The organism is Achromobacter sp. DH1f, from assembly GCF_000633435.1.
Classification (GTDB): Bacteria; Pseudomonadota; Gammaproteobacteria; order Burkholderiales; family Burkholderiaceae_B; genus Achromobacter; species Achromobacter deleyi.
Window position 1 is genome coordinate 1 of the sequence record NZ_AYMF01000024.1, and the last position, 15,250, is coordinate 15,250.

Annotated in this window: 15 protein-coding genes; 7 read left to right on the plus strand and 8 right to left on the minus strand. The window is 66.5% G+C overall.

Features of this window, described 5'->3' with window-relative positions:
* Nucleotides 1-83: 83 nt before the first annotated feature.
* The 5 genes from U858_RS0119245 to U858_RS0119265 all read left to right on the plus strand — a co-directional run bounded on the left by U858_RS0119245 (nucleotide 84) and on the right by U858_RS0119265 (nucleotide 3,259).
* The gene (locus U858_RS0119245) at nucleotides 84-782 is read left to right on the plus strand and encodes a glutathione S-transferase N-terminal domain-containing protein (RefSeq protein ID WP_025138791.1); all 699 of its coding nucleotides are present in this window, start codon (nucleotides 84-86) and stop codon (nucleotides 780-782) included.
* Between the two features lie 12 nt (nucleotides 783-794).
* Entirely contained in the window at nucleotides 795-1,277 is a 483-nt protein-coding gene (locus U858_RS0119250; protein ID WP_025138792.1) for a GNAT family N-acetyltransferase, read from the plus strand.
* Between the two features lie 38 nt (nucleotides 1,278-1,315).
* Nucleotides 1,316-1,591 (plus strand): lipoate protein ligase C-terminal domain-containing protein, encoded by a 276-nt coding sequence (locus U858_RS35380; protein WP_025138793.1) that lies wholly within the window; start codon nucleotides 1,316-1,318, stop codon nucleotides 1,589-1,591.
* Nucleotides 1,588-2,364: a biotin/lipoate A/B protein ligase family protein gene (locus U858_RS0119260; RefSeq protein WP_025138794.1), complete on the plus strand. Its 777-nt coding sequence runs from the start codon at nucleotides 1,588-1,590 to the stop codon at nucleotides 2,362-2,364. The genes U858_RS35380 and U858_RS0119260 overlap by 4 nt, the downstream gene beginning before the upstream one ends.
* 67 nt (nucleotides 2,365-2,431) lie before the next feature.
* Nucleotides 2,432-3,259: an RsiV family protein gene (locus tag U858_RS0119265; protein ID WP_025138795.1), complete on the plus strand. Its 828-nt coding sequence runs from the start codon at nucleotides 2,432-2,434 to the stop codon at nucleotides 3,257-3,259.
* A gap of 98 nt (nucleotides 3,260-3,357) precedes the next feature.
* Here the strand turns inward: U858_RS0119265 and U858_RS0119270 are convergent, their stop codons facing one another.
* Nucleotides 3,358-5,502 carry a TonB-dependent siderophore receptor gene (locus U858_RS0119270; protein ID WP_025138796.1) on the minus strand — a complete coding sequence of 715 codons (2,145 nt, stop codon included), beginning with the start codon at nucleotides 5,500-5,502 and terminating at the stop codon, nucleotides 3,358-3,360.
* A 171-nt stretch (nucleotides 5,503-5,673) separates the two neighbouring features.
* Here U858_RS0119270 and U858_RS0119275 point away from each other — a divergent pair, with 171 nt between their 5' ends.
* A complete protein-coding gene (locus U858_RS0119275; protein ID WP_025138797.1) occupies nucleotides 5,674-6,474 on the plus strand; it encodes a helix-turn-helix domain-containing protein in 801 nt (266 codons plus the stop codon).
* 130 nt (nucleotides 6,475-6,604) lie between these two features.
* On the opposite strand, the gene U858_RS0119280 is transcribed toward U858_RS0119275, so the two are convergent.
* Nucleotides 6,605-7,894 carry a Glu/Leu/Phe/Val dehydrogenase gene (locus U858_RS0119280; protein WP_025138798.1) on the minus strand — a complete coding sequence of 430 codons (1,290 nt, stop codon included), beginning with the start codon at nucleotides 7,892-7,894 and terminating at the stop codon, nucleotides 6,605-6,607.
* Nucleotides 7,895-8,241: 347 nt separating this feature from the next.
* On the opposite strand from U858_RS0119280, the gene U858_RS0119285 reads away from it, so the two are divergent.
* Entirely contained in the window at nucleotides 8,242-9,915 is a 1,674-nt protein-coding gene (locus tag U858_RS0119285; RefSeq protein WP_025138799.1) for a BBE domain-containing protein, read from the plus strand.
* A gap of 139 nt (nucleotides 9,916-10,054) precedes the next feature.
* Here U858_RS0119285 and hutG read toward each other — a convergent pair whose 3' ends face one another.
* The 6 genes from hutG to U858_RS0119315 form a co-directional block, all read right to left on the minus strand.
* Nucleotides 10,055-11,005 carry a formimidoylglutamase gene (gene hutG / locus U858_RS0119290; RefSeq protein WP_025138800.1) on the minus strand — a complete coding sequence of 317 codons (951 nt, stop codon included), beginning with the start codon at nucleotides 11,003-11,005 and terminating at the stop codon, nucleotides 10,055-10,057.
* Nucleotides 11,002-11,784 carry an amino acid ABC transporter ATP-binding protein gene (locus U858_RS0119295; RefSeq protein ID WP_025138801.1) on the minus strand — a complete coding sequence of 261 codons (783 nt, stop codon included), beginning with the start codon at nucleotides 11,782-11,784 and terminating at the stop codon, nucleotides 11,002-11,004. The genes hutG and U858_RS0119295 overlap by 4 nt, the downstream gene beginning before the upstream one ends.
* On the minus strand, nucleotides 11,781-12,449 hold the full coding sequence (locus U858_RS0119300) for an amino acid ABC transporter permease (protein ID WP_025138802.1): 669 nt from the start codon (nucleotides 12,447-12,449) through the stop codon (nucleotides 11,781-11,783). Before U858_RS0119300 ends, U858_RS0119295 begins: the two co-directional genes overlap by 4 nt.
* On the minus strand, nucleotides 12,446-13,189 hold the full coding sequence (locus U858_RS0119305; protein ID WP_025138803.1) for a transporter substrate-binding domain-containing protein: 744 nt from the start codon (nucleotides 13,187-13,189) through the stop codon (nucleotides 12,446-12,448). Before U858_RS0119305 ends, U858_RS0119300 begins: the two co-directional genes overlap by 4 nt.
* A gap of 123 nt (nucleotides 13,190-13,312) precedes the next feature.
* Nucleotides 13,313-14,053: an IclR family transcriptional regulator gene (locus U858_RS0119310; RefSeq protein ID WP_025138804.1), complete on the minus strand. Its 741-nt coding sequence runs from the start codon at nucleotides 14,051-14,053 to the stop codon at nucleotides 13,313-13,315.
* Nucleotides 14,054-14,297: 244 nt separating this feature from the next.
* Entirely contained in the window at nucleotides 14,298-15,212 is a 915-nt protein-coding gene (locus U858_RS0119315) for an ankyrin repeat domain-containing protein (protein ID WP_025138805.1), read from the minus strand.
* Between the last annotated feature and the right edge of the window lie 38 nt (nucleotides 15,213-15,250).

Genomic DNA, 15,250 nt, shown 5'->3' on the forward strand with positions numbered 1-15,250 from the left:
CCCCCCCGCCCCCACCCGCCGCTATCATGGTTTTCCTATCCGCCGGCTCCGCCCGGCGGCGCCATGACGAGAAAGGAATCCGCATGATCGATCTCTATTACTGGACCACCCCGAACGGCCACAAGATCACGATCTTCCTGGAAGAAACCGGCCTGCCCTACCAGATTCATCCGATCAATATCGGCAAGGGCGACCAGTTCAAGCCCGACTTCCTGGCCATTGCGCCGAACAACCGCATTCCGGCCATCGTCGACCAGGCACCGGCCGATGGCGGCGCGCCGATCTCGTTGTTCGAATCCGGCGCCATCCTGCAGTACCTGGCCGAAAAGACCGGCCGCTTCCTGCCCGCCGACCTGCGCGGCCGCGCCGAGGTGTCGCAATGGCTGTTCTGGCAGATGGGCGGCCTGGGGCCCATGGCCGGCCAGAACCACCACTTCTCGGGCTACGCCCCCGAACGCATTCCCTACGCCATCGACCGCTACGTCAAGGAAACCAACCGCCTGTACGGCGTGCTGAACAAGCGCCTGGCCGACCGCGAATTCGTGGCCGGCGACTATTCCATCGCCGACATGGCCGCCTACCCCTGGATCGTGCCGCACGCCAAGCAAGGCCAGGACCTGAACGACTTCCCCCACCTGAAGCGCTGGTTCGACGCCATTGCCGCGCGCCCGGCCACCCAACGCGCCTACGCGCTGGCAGACGGCATCAACACCACGCCGTCGGTCAGCGATGAGGAATCGCGCCGCATCCTGTTCGGCCAGACTGCCCAGCACGTGCGCTGAACGAGGCCCCCCATGACCGATAACGCGACCGGCACCGATTCCCCGCTGCGCTTTCGCCGCGCCACCCTGGCCGACCTGCCCGCCATCGTCGCCATGCTGGCCGACGACGAACTGGGGGCCAAGCGCGAAGATCCCTCCATTCCGCTGAACCCCCGCTACACTTCCGCTTTTACCGCCATCGAGCAGGACCCGAACCAGTTCTTCGCGGTGGTCGAGCGCGACGCGCACCTGGTCGGCTGTTTGCAGTTATCGTTCATACCCGGCCTGTCGCGGCTGGGCCAATGGCGCGGACAGATCGAGAGCGTGCGCATCGCCTCGTCCTCGCGCGGCCAGGGCCTGGGGCGCACCATGTTCGAGTGGGCCATCGAGCAGTGCCGTTCGCAGGGATGCGAAATGGTGCAGCTGACCACCGACCGCGCCCGGCCCGACGCCCGCCGCTTCTACGAAAGCCTGGGCTTCGTGGCCAGCCACGACGGCATGAAACTGAGCCTGTAGCGCCCCCCGGCGCCCAGGCCATCACTAAGGAGCGCCCCATGCACGGCGAATACAAAGTCCCCGGCGGCAAGCTGGTCGTCGCGGACCTCGAAGTCCAGGACGGCCGCCTGGCCAACGTCCGCATCAGCGGCGACTTTTTCCTGGAACCGCCCGAGGCCCTGGAAGCCATCAACAGCGGCCTGAACGGCATGCCGGCGGACGCCGGCGAGCTGGAATTGGCGGTGGCCGTGCAGTCGGCCCTGCCCGACAACACCGAAATGTTCGGTTTTTCGGCCGAAGCCGTGGCCGTGGTGCTGCGGAGGGCCCTGGCATGACCCGCACCGACTGGAACGACTACGACTGGCAACTGATCCACGAGCCGCCGCAGCCACCCGCGCTGCACATGGCGCTGGATGCCGTCATCACCGACGAAGTCGGCGCCGGCACGCGCCCGCCCACCCTGCGCATCTGGGAATGGTCGGCGCCCGCGGTCGTGATCGGCCGTTTCCAATCGCTCAAGAACGAAGTCGATCCCGACGGCGCCGCACGTCACGGCATCGAGGTCGTGCGCCGCGTCAGCGGCGGCGGCGCCATGTTCATCGAACCCGGCAACAGCATCACCTATTCGCTCAGCGCCCCGCAGGCGCTGGTGCACGGCATGAGTTTCCAGGAATCCTATGCCTTCCTGGACGCCTGGGTGCTGCAGGCGCTGCACGACCTGGGCATCAAGGCCTGGTACCAGCCCCTGAACGACATCGCCTCCGACATCGGCAAGATCGGCGGCGCCGCCCAGGCGCGCCGGGCCGGCGCGGTGCTGCATCACGTCACCATGTCCTACGACATCGACGCCGATAAAATGGTGGAAGTCTTGCGCATCGGGCGCGAGAAACTGTCGGACAAGGGCACCACCAGCGCCAAGAAGCGCGTCGACCCGCTGCGCACCCAGACCGGGCTGGCGCGCGAAGTCATCATCCAGCGCATGGTCGATACCTTCGCCGGGCTGCACCGCCTGACGCCGGGCCAACTGGGCGCCGCCACGCTGGCGAACGCCCAGGCCCAGGCCGCCGAGAAGTTCTCCACGCCCGAATGGACCGCGGTCGTCCCCTGACGGCCCCCGGGTTTACGTTCGACGGCCGCGCCGCAAGGCGCGGCCGGGTCTTTCTGGAGGTAGTTCAATGCGTCGCCCCTTTACGCCTCGCGGCGGGATAAGCGCCCTGCTCCTGGGCACCGCCCTCTTGGCGCTGGCCGGTTGCGGCAGTTCGCCGCCCGCCAACATCACGCTGGAATCGCCGGCCTCGGCCTCGGCGTCCTCGTCAGCCACGCCCGAGAAAGTGGGCGACCTGTCCACCGAACGCATCAAGTGGTCGTCGGACAAACCCGGCTGCAAGGGCGACTGCCCCCGCATCGAGATCGACAGCGTGGCGTTTCCCGGCATCCCCAAGCTGAGCGCGCTGGTCGACCACGTGCTGGCCTACATGACCGGCACCGACGCCAACCGCCGCGGGCCATATGAAACGCTGTCGGAATACACCCAGTACTTCTGGTCCACCGCCCGCCCGCGCGACGCCACCTACTTCAAGGCAAGCGTCAAGGACACCGTGGGCGACGTCGTGTCCATCGAACTGCACACCGAACAATTCCTGACGGGCGCCGCGCACGGCATCCCGGCCACCCAGTACCTGAACTGGGAACGCAGCCGCGGCCGCGTCATGGCGCTGGACGAAGCCCTGATTCCCGGCCGCCGCGGCGAATACGTCGCCGCGCTGCAACGCGCCCACGCCAAGTGGCTGGCCGGCAACGCCGACGCCAAGCGCGACCCCGCGGCCTACAACAAGATGTGGCCGTTCCAGGAAAGCGACAACTTCGCCCTGACGCGCGACGGCATCGTGGTCAAGTACGACGCCTACTCCATCGCGCCGTACTCCTATGGCGAACCCGAGCTGACCCTGCCCTATACCGACCTGCGCGGCATCCTCAAGCCGGAGTTATTACCCAAGTCCTGATGCCGTCCAGCCAGACCTGGCCGGGCTGGCTTGCCTGGGCGTCACGCAAAAAAAAAGCGGCCCACAAGGCCGCCGCTTTTACGTACGTCAAACGCCCCTCACCACTGGTATCTGGCCGTTGCCAGCACCGTGCGGTCCGCGCCCCAGTAGCAGATCATGGTGCTGTTGCAGTACGCCAGGTACTGCTTGTTGAACAGGTTGCTGGCGTTCAAGCCAAAACGCCAGCGGCCGGTGTCGTAGTGCACCGCCGCGTCCACCAGCAGGCGGCTGGGCAAGGTGAAACTGTTGTCGACTGATCCATATGTCTTGCCGACATAACGCAGGCCGCCGCCAAAGCCCAGCCCGTTCAGGTCGCCGCCATGGATGGTGTAGTCGGTCCAGACCGATGCCATGTGCTTGGGCACGCCGGTGGGATGCTTGCCCTGGCTGGCGTCGTTGGCCTTGGTGACGACGTTGTCCATGTAGGCATAGGACGCCACCAGACTCAGCTCACGCGTCAATTCGGCATGCGCTTCCAGCTCCAGCCCGCGTGACCGGATTTCCCCGGACTGCACCGAAAACTGCGGCCGCTGCGGATCGGCCGTCAGCACGTTGGTCTGGCGCAGGTCATACAGCGCCACCGTGGCAAAGCTGCGCACGTTGGCCGGCTGGAACTTCACCCCCACCTCGTACTGCTTGCCGCGCGTCGGCACGAACGGCGTGCCGGCGGCGTCGTTGCCGCTCTGCGGCTGGAACGAAGTGGAATAGCTGACGTAGGGCGAGATGCCGTTGTCGAACTTGTAGTTCAGGCCCGCGCGCCAGGTGAAGGCATGGTCGCCCGCATCGGTGGACGCGGTGCGCGCCCCGGTCTGCGCGTTGTGCTGCGTGTCGTCGGTGCGTGCATAGTCCTGACGCCCGCCCACGGTCAGCAGCCAGCGGTCCCAGCGCAGTTGTTCCTGCAGGTAGCCCCCCAGCTGCGTCAGGCGGGTGGTCTGGTTCACCGTGACGGGCACCCGCGGAAATCCGCTGTAGTCCGGGTCATACACATTGATCGGGTTGGCGCCGAAATACTGCCCGCCGCGTCGAATGTCGTTTTCCAGGTACTGGTAGTCCACCCCGGCCAGCAGCGTGTGCCGCAGCGCCCCGGTCTGGAAGTCCAGCTGCGCCTGGTTGTCGATGGTGAACTGCGACAGGTGTTCCTTGTTGACGTTGGCCCACATATAGGCCGACCGCCGGTCCGGCCCCAACGGACTGGACAGCGACGTCTGGTAGTAGTCGATATCGTCTCGCAGATAGCGCACGTTCTGGCGCACCTGCAACGCATCGCTGAAACGATGCTCCAGCAGGTAGCCCACCGAATACTGCGTGCGCTTGAAGCGGTCGCGGTCCGGATCGCCCAGATAGGCGTCCGAGCGCAGCCGGCCGTTGGGGTTCCACAACGCGGTGCCGTAGGCCGGAACGGGGTTGAACAGCCCGCCCTCAGGGTCGTACTGGTAACTGGCCAGCAGCGTCAGGCTAGTGTCGCCGCTGGGCCGCCAGGTCAGCGCCGGCGCGATACCCACGCGTTGTTCCTTGACGTGGTCGGTCTGGGTGTTGGCGTCGCGCCCCAGCCCCGTCACGCGGTATAGCCATTTGCCGTCCTCGTCCACCGGGCCGCCGACATCAAAGCCCATCTGGTAGCGCTGGTGATTGCCAATGCCGAACTCCACCGAATGCAGCGGCTCGCTGGTGGGACGCTTGGTCACCATGTCCACCACCCCGCCCGGACTCGCCTGACCGTACAGCACCGATGACGGGCCGCGCAACACATCCATGCGTTCCAGGAAATACGGGTCGATGCGCGGCGTGGCGAACCAGGTGGTGCGGTTCAGCTTCATGCCGTCCAGATACGAATCGGCGTCAAAGCCGCGAATGCGCAGTTGGTCAAAGCGCAGGTCGTTGTCCTGACTGTACACCGCCGGCACGTAGCGCAGCGCCTGGTCCACCGTCTGCGCGGCCTGCGCATCCATCAGGTCACGCGTCACTACCGATACCGATTGCGGCGTATCGATCAAGGCCGTGTCCGTCTTGCTGCCTACGCTGCTGCGACTGGCCACCACGCCGGGCGCGGGGCCATCGGCCTTCTCGGCGGTCGCGCCGGCCGTTACCGTAATCGCGGGCAATTGGCGGGTTTCCTGGGCGGCGGCGGGCGCCGTCCAGCACGCCGCCAAGGCGAGCGCCAGCGTGGACGCCCCCAGCGGGCATCGCGTCAGTCCTGCAAACATGCTTGGCATTCTCCGATGGGCGGGCCGCCTCTGCCGGGCGGCCGCAAGATAAACATCAAATAACAATGATTAGTATTTAAATATTTAAACTAGAATGCAGGGCGCCACATTCCGCTGCAAACCAGCCAATTTCTGGCGTTTTCACATCTTTTTTGATCAAAGCGATTTGTCATGGACTCACTCTGGCGGCAGCGTTTCGCCACCGGTTACCAGCGCCTGCCCCGGCCGGTCATCGCCCACGCCCACGACTACGCCCACGGCGAACGTGAAATCTGGCACAGCCATGAACAGGGCCAACTGGTGCACGCCATCCAGGGCGTGGTGCGCGTGCTCACCTCGCAAGGCGCCTGGACGCTTGCCCCGCTGCATGCGCTCTGGATCGCGCCAGGCGTGGACCACGAACTGCACATGGTGGGCGCCGTCAAGATGCGGTCGCTGCGAGTCGAGCCCGACACCGCTCCGTGGCTCTGGACCGCCTGCCGCCAGATCGAAGTGGGCGCCCTGCTGCGCGAGCTCATCGGCGGCATGCTGCGCGATGCGCGCGAATACGCGCCGGACAGCAATGCTGCTTTGATCGTGCCCTTGCTGCTGCGTCAATTGCGCGAGGCGCCGGTGGTCGAACAGGGCAAACTGCCCCTGCCGCAGGACAAGCGCTTGCTGAAGGTCTGCGAAACCCTGATGCACATGCCCGCCAACAACGACACCCTGGAACTGCTGAGCACCCAGGCCGGCGCGAGCATCCGCACCCTGGGACGGCTGTTCAAGCGCGAAACCGGCCTGACCTTCGGCCAATGGCGCCAGCAACTGCGGCTGGCCGAGGCCGTATGCCAGTTGTCGCTGGGCGAACCCGTGGCCCGCGTGGCGCGCGGCATGGGCTATGCCAACGCCAATGCCTTCAGCGCCATGTTCCGGCGCGCGCTGGGCGCCGCGCCCCAACGCTATCTGCGGCTGGCGGCAGTCACGCCGGCATAGCGCCAGCGGACGGCATTCCAGCTTCTCCCCGCATCCCGGCGCCCCAATGCAAACCGCCCCTTTCGGGGCGGCGTGCTTGTCTTCCTCATTGCTCCTCCAGCGCCGGGCCTGAACCCGGCGCAAGAAGACCTTACGGGTACAGGCCGCGCACCTGGCGGGCTTGCAGGATGCGCGTGCAAGCCACGATGAACGCGGCGGTGCGCAGCGTCACCTTGTGCTCTTTGGCCACCTGCGCCACCGAGGCGTAGGCTTCGCGCATGATGCGTTCCAGGCGCTGGTTGATCTCGTCTTCGCTCCAGAAGAAGCTGGAGAAGTCCTGTACCCACTCGAAGTACGACACGGTCACGCCGCCGGCGTTGGCCAGCACGTCCGGCACCACGTACACGCCGTGTTCAGCCAGGATGTCGTCCGCTTCCGGGGTGGTCGGGCCGTTGGCGCCTTCCACCACGATCTTGGCGCGCACCTTGGCGGCGTTGTTCACGGTGATCTGGCTTTCCAGCGCGGCCGGGATCAGGAATTCGGTTTCGAGCGTCCAGAATTCGTCCTTGTCCAGGGCCTGGCCGCCAGAGAAGCCGCCCACGCCGCCATGTTGCGACACATGCGACAGCAACTTGTGCACGTCCAGGCCGGCCGGGTTGTGCACCGTGCCGGTGTGGTCCTGTGCGGCGATGACCTTGGCGCCGGCTTCATGGAACAGGCGGGCGGCGGTGCCACCCACGTTGCCGAAGCCCTGCACCACCACGCGTGCCTTGGACACGTCGATGTTCAGGTCGCGCGCGGCTTCGCAGCCGACCACGAACACGCCGCGGCCGGTGGCCTCGACGCGGCCCAGGCTGCCGCCCAGCGCGATCGGCTTGCCGGTCACGACGCCGGTGGAGGTCGACCCTTCGTTCATGGAGTACGTGTCCATCATCCAGGCCATGGTCTGGGCGTTGGTGTTCACGTCAGGGGCGGGAATGTCCTTGGACGGTCCGATGATGACGCCGATTTCGGTGGTGTAGCGGCGCGTCATGCGCTCGAGTTCCGACTGCGACAGCTTGCGCGGGTCGACACGGATGCCGCCCTTGGCGCCGCCGTACGGCAGGTTCACCGCGGCGTTCTTGACCGACATCCAGGCGGCCAGCGCCATCACTTCCGACAGGGTGACGTCCTGGTGGAAGCGCACGCCGCCCTTGCCCGGGCCGCGCGAGGTGTTGTGCTGCACGCGGTAGCCTTCGAAGTGGGCCACGCTGCCGTTGTCCAGCTCGATCGGCACATCGACGATCAGCGAACGCTTCGGACGCTTCAGGGTCTCGACCCAGCGAGCCAGCGAGCCGAGGTACGGGGTGACCCGATCGACTTGTTGCAGGTAATTACCCCAGGGGCCGAGATCGTCGGCATTCAGATAAGACGGCAAGGCATGGGTGGGAGTTTGAGACATGAACATGCTCTCCTGACAAAGTTGCGCCATTTTATCCATAACCTTAATGCGTCCCCATATTTAATATAAATATTTTAATTGGGGACACATGAAAGCGGACGGATACCGCGAGCGTTGCCGAGCCTGCCGAAACGCTGCGCCTATCCTAGCCCTGCGAGACGCCAGCGTCCAGCCACCCAGTGCGACCTGCCCCGCTTGAAACCGACCCCGACTTCACCCAGAATCAGCCGGCCCCGGTTTTTTCTTCCCGGCACCGGCGGCGTGTAAAGCTTGTCACTTCCGCGTTCGGCAGCGGGCAACCCCCGCCAGCCATCTTGCCCTTATGAAAACCAACCATAGAGGTGCGCATGTCGGATTTTTCTCTCATTGACGGCCATGACCCGCGTTACGCGACCCTGCAAAAAGGGTTCAACCTGCGCTTTCCCAGCACAGGCCAAGGCGCGAACGCCATTTACGTCTGCAAGACCCCGCAAGACGTGCTGGACGCGGCCAACGCCGCGCTGGCCCAGGGCTGCCGCATCACGGTGCGCAGCGGCGGCCACTGCTACGAAGGCTTCGTGGCCGACAAACTGCCCGAAGACCACGGCCAGTCCCTGGCCATCATCGATCTCAGCCTGATGACCGGCCTGCGCTACCGCGACGCCGGCGACATCGCATCGCCCTGGAACCCGGCAGCGCGCTACCGCTTCGCGGCGGCGTCCGGCAACCAGAACTGGGACGGCTACCTGGACCTGTACAAGACCGCCAACCGCACCCTGCCCGGCGGCTCGTGCTATTCGGTCGGCTCGGGCGGGCATATCGTGGGCGGCGGCTACGGCCTGCTGTCGCGGCTGCACGGCCTGACGGTCGACTGGCTCTCCGGCGTGGACATCCTGGTGCCGCAGGGGCCGGGCGCGCGCAAGCTGGTCGCCAAGCACGTCAACCTGCACAGCACCGGCAGCGACCGCGACCTGTTCATCGCCTGCCGCGGTGGCGGTGGCGGCAATTTCGGCATCATCCTGACCTACTACTACGCCGAGCTGCCCAAGGCGCCCCAGGAAGCCTACTGGCTGTCGCTGTCATACCCGTGGGACGGCTTCGGCACCGGCACGGCCGGCCGCGCCGCCTTCGCCCGCTTCATGCGGGCCTACTGGCAATGGTTCGCCGACCACGATGCCGACTGGAACAGCCCCGACCCGGCGCGCGCCAACGGCGGCCTGTTCACGCTGCTGAAGGTGCAGCACCGCTCCACCGGCGACATCGTGCTGAACATCCAGTACACCGGGCTGGACGGCAAGGTGGGCGGCGCGCGCGACCAGCCCTTCCTGGACTTCGTGGCCACCATGAACGCCGCGGCCGGCGCGTCGCCGGGCGTGAACCTGGCCTCGAGCTGGCACGGCCCGTCGCGGCGCGTGGTCGAACCGGCGATGCGCCTATTGGCACACCCCGTGGCCGACGCACAGAAAATGGACTGGCTGTGGCTGACCCAGACCATCAACGGCTCGGGCAGCAACCAGCGCGGCAAGTACAAGTCCTCGTATCACAAGGCCAATTTCAGCGACGTCGAAATCATGGCGATGTGGGAATACCTGAATGGCTCGGACGACCCGCGGCTGAACCAGGCGCTGGTGCAGATCGATTCCTACGGCGGGCGCATCAACCGCAACGACGAAACCGCCAACCCCACCAGCGTCAGCCAGCGCGCCTCGCTGCTGAAATCGCAGTTCCAGGTCTACTGGACCAACCCTGCCGACGACGCCTTCCACCTGAAATGGATCGCCGATCTGTACGACGAGTACTTCGCGCAGTACGGCGGCAAGCCCAGCTACCAGCCGGGCTCGCCGTTCCAGGGGTGCTACATCAACTATCCGGACACGGACATGAAGTACACCGACGCCAGCCGCAGCCACATCGACCCGGACTGGCTGAACCTGTACTACGGCGACAAGGCCGCCGCCCTGATCGCCACCAAGCGGCAGGTGGATCCCGACAACCTCTTTCACCACGAGATGTCGATTCCGCTGACGCCGCCGCACGCTTGACGCACGCCTCACCCAGACGTCATCCGCGCGCAATCCGCGCATAGCGGGCGCGTAATCGGCGCCCAAAAACGAACCGGCCCGCGCGAAGCGGGCCGGTTTTCCTGGAACGCCCCGGCCACGCGGACCCGGGCGCCGTACCTCAGGCTGACACCAACTGCCAGGCCAGCCGCGCCGCCGAGCGGGCGCCGTGGCCATCCACGTCAAAACGCGGATTGAACTCGGCCAGGTCGGCCAGGCGCAGCTTGCCGCTGGCCTTCACCCGCAGCACGATCTCTTCGATCACCGCCATCGGCACGCCATAGGGCGCGGGCGCCGACACGCCGGGCATGACCGCCGCAGGCAGCACGTCCAGGTCGATCGTCAGGTACACGTGGCGCGCCCGGGCCAGCAAGGCGTCGACGTTGGCCAGCCGTGCCTCGAGATGGCGTTCCTGCATGTCGCGGTCTTCCACCCAGATGGCGCCCACTTCGGCAGCCCGCGCGTACAGCGCCGGCGTATTGGCCAGCCGCGACACGCCCAGGCAGGCGTATTGGAACGCCAGGCCCTGCGCCTCGCAGTAGTGCGCGATCTGGTCGAACGGCGTGCCCGAACTGCCCGGGCGGCCGGTGCGCAGGTCGAAGTGCGCATCCAGGTTCAGCACCAGCACGGGGCCGGCGTCGTCCCGGCCCGCCAGCCAGCGCGCCAGGCCCTGGAAGCTGCCCCAGGCGATCTCATGGCCGCCGCCCAGCACCACCGGGCGGGCGCCCTGTTGCAGCAGGTCGGCCACGGCCAGGCCCAGGCGTTCCTGCGCGTCTTCCAGCTGGTCGCCATCGCAGGCCACGTCGCCCGCGTCGAGCAGGCGCGTCAAGCCATGCGCCGGCAGGCCCGCCATGAACTTGCGGATGCCGGCCGGGCCGGCGGCCGCGCCAACGCGGCCCTGGTTGCGCGCCACGCCCGCATCGCAGGCAAAGCCCAGGATCACGGCTTCGCCCTTGGCCACCGCCTGCCCGGCAACCGGCTCGACGATGTGCGCCAGGCGGCGCGTGTCGCCACGTTCGGCGCTGTCGTCACGAGCCGTCCACAGGCTCTTGTCCAGTTGCGCCGTCGTCATGCCGCCCCCTGCCCTGCACTGAGCACTGCCTGCAGGAATTCGCGGGTACGGGCCTCGCGCGGCTGGCTGAAGATGACCTCGGGCGAACCCGATTCCAGGATCACGCCGCCGTCCATCACGGCCACCACGTCGGCCACGTCGCGCGCGAAGCCCATTTCGTGGGTCACGACCATCATGGTCATGCCTTCGCGGGCCAAGAGCTTCATCACCTGCAGCACTTCGCCCACCAGTTCCGGGTCCAATGCCGACGTCGGCTCGTCGAACAGCATGACCTTGGGCTGCATCGCCAGCGCGCGGGCAATCGCCACGCGCTGCTTCTGGCCGCCCGACAGACTGGCCGGCATGGCCGACATCTTCTGCGACAGGCCAACCTTGGCCAGCAGGTCGGCCGCCAGTTCGTTGGCCTCGTCGCGGCCCATGCCCCGCAGCTTGCGCGGCCCGACCGTGACGTTTTCCAGCACCGACAGGTGCGGGAACAGGTTGAAGCCCTGGAACACCATGCCCACCTGCATGCGCAGCTGGTTCAGCTGAGCCTCGGGCAGCATTTCGCCGTTGTCCTGCAGCGTCTGACCGCAGATCTCCACGGTGCCGCCCTGCGCCACTTCCAGCCCGTTGCAGCAACGCAGCAAGGTGCTCTTGCCCGAGCCGCTGGGCCCGATCACCACCACCACCTGCGACGGCAGCACGTCAAAGTCGATGCCGCGCAGCACGGCGTGGTCGCCGTAGGATTTTTCCAGGCCGCGGATGCGGATCATTTCTTTCGGGTTTCCGAAGTTCATTGCACCATCCCCCCGGCACGCAGGCGTTGTTCGATCTGGCGCAGAATCACCATGGCCACCGTGGTCAGCACCAGATAGATCAGCGCCACCACCAGATAGGTTTCCAGCGAGCGGTACGATACGCTGATGATCTTCTGGCCTTCGTGCATCAAGTCATGGATGGTCAGCAGCGACACCAGCGCGGAATTCTTGATCAGCGCGATGAACTCGTTGCCCAGCGGCGGAATCATGCGCACCACGGCCTGCGGCAGGATGATGATGCGCATGGCCTGGCCCGACGACATGCCCAGCGAACGGGCCGCCTCGGTCTGGCCGCGATCCACCGACTGGATCGCGCCGCGCACGATTTCCGACACATAGGCGCCGGAATACATGCCCAGGCCCAGCACGCCGCACGCAAACGCGGGCAGCGTCACGCCAAACTGCGGCAGGCCGAAGAACCAGATGAACAGCTGCACCAGCAAGGGCGTGCCGCGAAAGAACAGCAGGTAGGTGCTGCACAGGTTGTAGACGATGCGGCGTTGCGGGTTGAGCCGGCCCACGCCGACCAAGAGGCCGATCACGCAGCCCAGCAGCAGCGCGCCGGCGGTCACCTCGATGGTGACCAGCGCGCCGCGCAGAAGCGAGTCGTAGTCGGCAAAGACAGGGGCAAAGTCCAGGTTCATTTCGCGGGCGCCTCGAACCACTTGTTGACGATGGCCTGGTAGCTGCCATCGGCCTTGATCTTCTTGAGCGCCTCATTCAGGCCGCGGGTCAGCTCGGGCTTGCTCTTGGGCACGGCGATGCCGTAGTCCTCGGTGGTGACCTGCTCGTCCAGCACGGCCAGGTCAGTCGTGCTCTGCGCGAACAGCTTGGCGGCGGGCTTGCCCGTCACCGCGGCGTCGGCGCGGCCGATCTGCACCAGGTTGAACATCTCCTGGTTCTTCTCGACTTCCACGCGCTGCACCGACGGGTAGTGTTCCTTCAGGTAGTTGACCGACTTGGTGCCGACCTGCACCGACACCTTGCGGCCGTCCAGGTCCTTCAGGCCCTTGATGTCGCCGCCCTTCTTGGTCAGGACGACCAGGCCGCCCGCGTAGTACGGGTCGGTGAAGTCCACCACCTTGCTGCGCTCGGGCGTGATGTAGATGGCGGACACGGCGATGTCGGCACGGCCGGCCTGCAGGGCGGGAATCAGGCCCTTGAAGTCGATGTCGATCCATTCGACCTTCTTGCCCATCGCGGCGGCCAGGGCCTCGACCAGTTCGATGTCAAAGCCCGTGCGCTTGCCGTCCTTGACGAATTCCATGGGCGGGAAAGTGGCGTCGGTCACGGCGCGAATGGTTTCCTGGGCGTGGGCAGAGCCGGCGGTCCAGGCCAGGCCCAGCGTCAGGGCGGCGGTCAGCAATGTGCGGCGAGTGGTCATGGCGGGTCCTAAAAGGAATGAGTGGGTACGGGGGTACGTCTATCGGTACGGCGTAAGGCCAGCGGCGTCTAGAGATGAGGCGGGAATGGCGGGGACAGCGAGGAATCCGGAATGGCGGCGGCGTCAGTGCGCCTGCAACTTGGCAGAAATGCGGCGGGCCGCGGCCACGGTCAGGTCGATGAAGGCCTGGGGCCGCTGGTCGGCACGGGTGGACGGGGCCATCAACGTAATGGAGGCCACCGCCTGGTTGGCGCGCTGGAAGATCGGCACGCTCACGCCCCATACGCCGGCATCGACTTCGCTGTCGGTCACGGCATAGCCCTGGGCGCGGATGGCTTCCAGTTCATCGGCCAGGCGCGCCACGTCCACGCCCGGATCCTTGGCCAGGAACGTCAGTGCGGTCTGCAGGCGCGCGGCCGGCATGAAGGCCAGCAACGACTTGGCCGACGCGCCACGGGCCAGCGGCAGGCCGCGGCCCTTGGTGAAGGAACAGCGCAGCGGGTGCTGGCTTTCGACCATGTCCAGGCACACGGCCTGGTCCTTGACGGCCACCAGCAGGCCGATGGTCTCGCCCGACGCGGCGGCCAGCGCCGCCATGTCCGGCTGTGCTTCGTGGATCAGGAACGACGACTGGTCGAAACCCCAGGCCAGTTGCACGCACAGCGGGCCGGGGCCGTATTCGCCCTCGTGCTCGGCCACGAAGCCCCAGCGCTTGAGCAGCCCCACCTGGCGGTACAGCGTGCTTTGGGCCAGGCCGGTCTTTTCCGCCAGCGCGGCAATGCTCAAGGGGCCATCGTGCCGGGCCAAGGTGGCCAACACATACAAGACGCGATCCGCGCCCGCCCCAACCGACTGATCCGACATGAAAAACGCACTCCCAGCATTGATGAAGCGCAGATTATCAATTTATGGTGGTTGAACTTAAAAATATTCCCACCCAGTGAGAATACACAGGGAAAACCCCGAATCAGGAAGGCAAAAAAGTCAGACGAGGCCGAGCCCGCCGACCTCCCTGCGGACCCGTCCCCTCTTGGCACGCCCCAAAAGAAAAACCCGCCGGACGGCGGGTTTTCAGGGGAAGCAGCAAGGCCGCACGGGCCGGCAAGGCTCAGGGCGATGCGGGCGTGTCGTAGTTGTTCAGGCGCACGCCCGACACGCCCCCCACGCCCGGCGACGCCGGGGCAGCCTTGGGGCTGGCGTTGCCCGTGCCCGGGGCAGGTTGCACCATCGGCGGCGGCGCGTCGGCAGACGGTGGATTCGCGGGTGCGGCGTCCGGGGTCGCAGCGACATCGGCCGGATCGGGTTCCGGCTCGGGCGGCTCGCTGGCGCGGCGGGCGCGCTTCCCCGCTTCCTGCTGGGCGATCAGCTTCTGTAACTCCGCCGCCAGGGCGGTGGACTTGCCGGTGCGCGCCCAGTCGGACGCATCCTGCCCCTTGGTGTCGCGGGTGGTGATATCGGCGCCCGCCTTGAGCAGCAGGTCCACCATGGGCTTGTTACCGGACAGCGCTGCCATCATCAGCGGGGTTTCGCCGTTGGGCGCCGGCGCGTTCACCATCGCCTTGTTGTCCAGGAGCAGCCGGGCCATGGCCATCTGGCCCTTGGACGCGGCGTAATGCAGCGGCGTCCAGCCCAGGCGGTTGACCTGGGCGCCGCGCGCCATCAGGCTGCGGGCGCGGTCGACCTGGCCGGCAATGGCCAGGTACATCAGCGGGGTCTCGCCCGCGGGGTTCTCGGCATTGACGTCGGTGCGCGGGTCGGCGGCCAGCACGTCGAACACCTTCCAGGCGCCATCCACCACGGCCCGCATCAAGGCCGGCTGGCCATTGCGGTAGCGCACGTTGGGATCCGCGCCCTGGGCCAGCAGGTCCTTGATGTCGTCCGGATAATCATTGGCGACGTAGACCCACCAGTCGGCCGGATTGGCCGCCTGCGCCAATGGGGCCGACAGGCCGAGGCACAGCGCCAGCAAGGCGTTGCGGCCATGCGCAACAAGGCGGCGGGACAAGGCGGTGCGGACGGTCATGGCGCTCCTGATAATTTACTTTAAATAATTCAGATTAA